The sequence below is a fragment of the Variovorax sp. P4_D9 genome, from assembly GCF_056401695.1.
In genome coordinates, this window is sequence record NZ_JBFUIU010000806.1 from 1 (window position 1) to 3,952 (window position 3,952).

Here is a 3,952-nt window from a genome sequence, read left to right on the forward strand (position 1 = left end):
GCGGTCCATGTCGTCCAGCCAGCCTTGGCGCAATTCGGGCACCGAGCGGGCCAGCAGTTCGTAATAGGGGTGGTGCGGCCCACGCTCGTAGTCGGCGCGCGCCACCTGCGCGAGCTTGCGGCCGTGCTGCATCACGACGATCTCGTCGCACACCGCGCGCACGGTGTGCAAGTCGTGGCTGATGAAGAGGTAAGAGACGCCGAGCTCGCGCCGAAGCTCGGCCATCAGGTCCAGCACCGCCGCGCCCACGACCGTGTCCAGTGCCGAGGTCACCTCGTCGCACAGGATCAGGTCCGGCTCGGCCGCGAGGGCGCGCGCGAGGTTGACGCGCTGCTTCTGTCCGCCCGACAGGCCGCCCGGCAGGCGCCCGGCGACGGTCTGCGGCAGCTTCACCAGGTCCAGCAGCTCGCGGATGCGCTGGTGCAGCGGCTCGCCGCGCAGCCCCTTGTAGAACTGCAGCGGACGCGCCAGGATGCGCTCGATCGTCTGCGAGGGGTTCAGCGCCGTGTCGGCCATCTGGAACACGATCTGGATCCGGCGCAGCTCTTCCTTGTCGCGCTGCGCGAGCGTTGGCTTGAGCTCGCGCTGGTCGAACAGGATGCTGCCGTGGCACGGGCTCAGCAAGCCGGCGACGGCGCGTGCCAGCGTGGTCTTGCCGGAGCCCGACTCGCCGATCACGCCGATCGCCTGCCCCCGGTGGAGCTGGAGATTGATGTCCTCGAGGATCAGCTGGGCCGGACGGCCTTGCTTGTCGACCGGCCCATAGCCCGCCGAAAGCGCGCGCACATCGAGCAGCAGCGACGTGTCGCCCGCGACAGGGCCGGACGCACGCGGTGCAGGCCGCGCGGCGGCCAGCAGGCTCTTCGTGTAGTCGTTCGCCGGCGCCGTGAGGATCTGCCCGGTCGCGTTCACCTCGCGCATCTTGCCGTCGCGCAGCACCAGGATGTGGTCCGCCATCTGCGCCACCACCGCGAGGTCGTGGCTCACGTACACCGCGGTGGCGCGGCGCTCGCGCACCACGCGGCGGAAGGCGCGCAGCACCTCGATCTGCGTGGTCACGTCCAGCGCGGTGGTCGGCTCGTCCAGGATCACCAGGTCCGGGTCGCCGATCAGCGCCATCGCCGCCATCAGCCGCTGCAGCTGGCCGCCGGAGACCTGGTGCGGATAGCGATCGCCGATGGTCTCGGGATCGGGCAGCGCCAGCTCGCGGAAGAGCTGCACCGCCTTGGCCTCGGCCTCGGACCGCTTGCACAGGCGGTGGATGACGGTCGGCTCGACCACCTGGTCCATGATCGTGCGCGAGGGATTGAAGGAAGCGGCCGCGCTCTGCGCGATGTAGGCGACCGTGCGGCCGCGCAGGGCGCGCTGCTGCGCGGCATCGAGCGCGAGCACGTCGACCTCGCCGATCTGCACGCGGCCTGCCGAGATGCGGCAGCCGTGGCGCGCATAGCCCATCAGCGCCAGCGCGGTGGTGGTCTTGCCGGAGCCCGACTCGCCGATCAGCGCCAGCACCTCGCCGGGCTGCACGGAGAAGCTCAGGGCATCGACCAGCGTGTTCGCGCCGGCCGTGATGCTGAGGCCCTGGACCTTGAGTGGTGCGCCCATCAGCGTGCTCCTCGTTCGCGGGCGGTGCGGCCCGGCAGGTTGTCGATGACGAGGTTTACCGAGATGGTCAGGCTCGCGATGGCCAGTGCCGGCACGATCACCGAGGCGCCGCCCATGGCGAGCGCACCGATGTTCTCGCGCACCAGCGAGCCCCAGTCGGCCGCCGGCGGCTGGATGCCCAGGCCGAGGAAGCTCAGGCTCGCCAGCAGCAGCACGACGTAGACGAAGCGCAGGCCCAGGTCGGCCAGCATCGGGCCGACGATGTTGGGCAGGATCTCGCGCAGCATGATGTAGGGCGTGCCCTCGCCGCGCGTGCGCGCCACGGTCACGTAGTCGAGCGCATTGATGTTGACGGCCAGCGAGCGCGCCATGCGGTAGGCGCCCGGCACGTAGATGATGCCCGCCGTGACCACCAGCATGGGCACCGAGGAGCCGAAGCCCGCCACCATGATGAGCGCGAACATCTTGCTCGGGATGGCCGTGAGCGTGTCGAGGCCGCGGCTGAGCACCGCGTCGATCCAGCGGCCGCTGGCGGCGGCCAGCAGCGCCAGCGTGATGCCGGTGCCGCTGGCCAGCACCGTGGCGAGCAATGCAACGCCGACCGTGTAGCGCGCGCCGTCGATGATGAGCGCCAGCATGTCGCGCCCGAGGTAGTCGGTGCCCAGCCAGTGCGTCGCGCTCATGGGCGCGAAGACGTTCGAGGTGCCCATGGCCGCCGAACTGTGCGAGAGCAGCCAGGGCCCGAACAGGGCCGCGAGCATCCAGAACAGCAGCACGGCCAGGCCGAGCAGGCCGGAGATGCCGAAGCCGCCGAGCCAGCGCAGCAGGCTGCCGCGGCGCCCTTGCGGCGGGGGCGCGATGGCAGCCGTCGCGCTCACAATGGGTGTGGAGGTGGATGTTGTTTCCATGGATCTCACCTCAGCGATGCCTCAGCCGCGGGTTGGCCACGATGCCGCAGATGTCGGCTGTCGTCACCAGGATCAGGTAGGCGCAGCAGAAGATCATGGCGCAGGTCTGCACCAGCGGCATGTCGCGCTGCGAGACGCCGTCGACCATCAGCTTGGCGATACCCGGGTAGTTGAAGATGGTCTCGACGATGATCACGCCGCCCAGCAGGTACGACAGGCTCAGCGCCACCGCGTTGGCGATCGGGCCCACCGCGTTGGGCAGTGCGTGCGCCAGCACCATGCGCATCGGCGAGGCGCCCTTGAGCCGCACCATCTCGATGTAAGGCGCCTCGAGCTGGTCGATCACCGCGGCGCGCGTCATGCGCATCATCTGCGCGACGATCACGCAGCACAGCACCAGCACCAGCACCGGCATGGCGAAGGCGCTCAGCATCTGCCCGATCGACTCGATGTCGTTGACGAAGGACAGCGCCGGCAGCCAGCGCAGCTGGACCGCGAACACCAGCACCGCCAGCGTCGCGACCAGGAACTCCGGCACCGACACCACGCCCACCGCCGTCGTCGAGGCGGCGCGGTCGAACCACGAGCCGCGCCACACGGCCGAGGCGATGCCGAGCGCCAGAGCGATGGGGACCGAGAACAGCGCCGTGACCGCCGCCAGCAGCAGCGAGTTGGGCAGCCGGCTGGCAACCAGCTCGGCCACCGGCATCTGCGTGGTGGCCGAACGGCCGGGGTCGCCCTGCACCATGCCGAGCAGCCACTTCGCGTAGCGCTCGGGCGCCGGCACGTCCAGGCCCATCTGCGTGCGCAGCGCGGCCAGCGCCTCCGGCGTGGCCTCCTGGCCGAGCTGCTCCTGCGCGGCATCGCCGGGCAGCACCGCGGTGATCGAGAAGACGATCACCGACACCGTCAGCAAGGACAGCAGTGCCAGCGCGATGCGCTGGGCGAGGAGTTTGAGGATCAAACTGTTCATCGTGGGTCTCCGGGCAATTGCTTGTGCCTCACGCCTCGAGCCACACGTTTTCCGCGAAGTTGTAGCCCATCAGGCCGCCGAGCGGGATCGGCGACAGCCCCTTGAGCTTGGACGTATGGCCGTCGATGCTGGCGAGGAACAGCGGGATGCCGATGCCGGCGTCCTGGTGGATCATGGTCTGCATGTCGGCATACATCTGCTTGCGCTTGGCCAGGTCGATCTCGGCGCGCGAGGCCAGCAGCAACTGGTCGAACTTCTCGCTCTTCCATCGCGACTCGTTCCAGGCCGCGCCCGACTGGAAGAATTGGGTCAGCAGCACGTCGGCGCTCGGGCGCGGGTTCACGTTGCCGAAGCCGACCGGGCTGTTGAGCCAGTGATTCGACCAGTAGCCGTCGGCCGGCATGCGCTTGATGTCGATTTCCAGCCCGGCGCGCTGGGCGGTCTGCTGCAGCATCAGCGCGATCTC

General features: G+C 69.6%; 3 protein-coding genes and 1 pseudogene. All 4 read right to left on the bottom strand.

Annotated features, from left to right (window positions below):
* A partial coding sequence (locus tag AC1DY5_RS45670; RefSeq protein ID WP_478121004.1) for an ABC transporter ATP-binding protein occupies positions 1–1,605 on the bottom strand: 1,605 nt, incomplete at its 3' end.
* Positions 1,605–2,513 carry an ABC transporter permease gene (locus AC1DY5_RS45675; RefSeq protein WP_478121005.1) on the bottom strand — a complete coding sequence of 303 codons (909 nt, stop codon included), beginning with the start codon at positions 2,511–2,513 and terminating at the stop codon, positions 1,605–1,607. The genes AC1DY5_RS45675 and AC1DY5_RS45670, both read right to left, overlap by 1 nt.
* A gap of 10 nt (positions 2,514–2,523) precedes the next feature.
* Positions 2,524–3,486, bottom strand: coding sequence for an ABC transporter permease (locus AC1DY5_RS45680; RefSeq protein ID WP_478121006.1), 963 nt, complete (start codon positions 3,484–3,486; stop codon positions 2,524–2,526).
* Between the two features lie 28 nt (positions 3,487–3,514).
* Positions 3,515–3,952: pseudogene (locus tag AC1DY5_RS45685) on the bottom strand (ABC transporter substrate-binding protein); the annotation flags it as partial.

Coding starts and splice junctions, on each gene's coding strand:
- AC1DY5_RS45675 (WP_478121005.1), bottom strand. CDS start 2,513: ATGGAAACAACATCCACCTCCACACCCATTGTGAGCGCGACGGCTGCC.
- AC1DY5_RS45680 (WP_478121006.1), bottom strand. CDS start 3,486: ATGAACAGTTTGATCCTCAAACTCCTCGCCCAGCGCATCGCGCTGGCA.